General features: G+C 67.5%; 1 protein-coding gene. It reads left to right on the top strand.

From position 1 onward, the window contains the following. Positions 1-465, top strand: a 465-nt coding sequence (locus B3873_RS09660) for an acyl-CoA dehydrogenase family protein (RefSeq protein ID WP_286865611.1), incomplete at both ends; no start/stop codon positions are given.

Below are 465 nucleotides of genomic sequence, written 5' to 3'. Positions count from 1 at the left end.
ATGGCGGCTACGGCGGGGGCGGTTTCGACATCGCCGTGGTGTTTGAAGAGATCGGCCGCGGCCTGCTGCTGGAGCCCTTGCTGGGCAGCGCCATCCTGGTCGGCGAGGCCATCGCGGCCGCTGGCACGCCCGCACAGAAAGCCTTCCTGGAACAGATCATCGCCGGCCAGACGCTGGCCGCCTTGGCCCATGAAGAAGCCGACAGCCACTACGCGCCCACGCATGTGGCCACGCGCGCCACCCAATCGGCTGATGGAAGCTGGCGTCTGGAAGGGCACAAGGCGGTCGTGGTGCACGCGGAAGCGGCCGATGTATTCCTGGTCTCGGCGCGCACCAGCGGCGCCACCGATGACACTGACGGCATCTCGCTGTTCCTGATCCCGGCCGATACGGCGGGCCTGCAATTGCACGGCAGCGACACCATCCACCGTGGCCGCGTAGCCGACCCCCTACTGAAAGATGCAC

The organism is Herbaspirillum sp. UBA812, from assembly GCF_002296545.1.
Lineage (GTDB): Bacteria > Pseudomonadota > Gammaproteobacteria > Burkholderiales > Burkholderiaceae_D > Herbaspirillum > Herbaspirillum huttiense.
The sequence above is the reverse complement of the archived record's forward strand: the minus strand, read 5'-3'. Positions and strand labels throughout refer to the sequence as shown.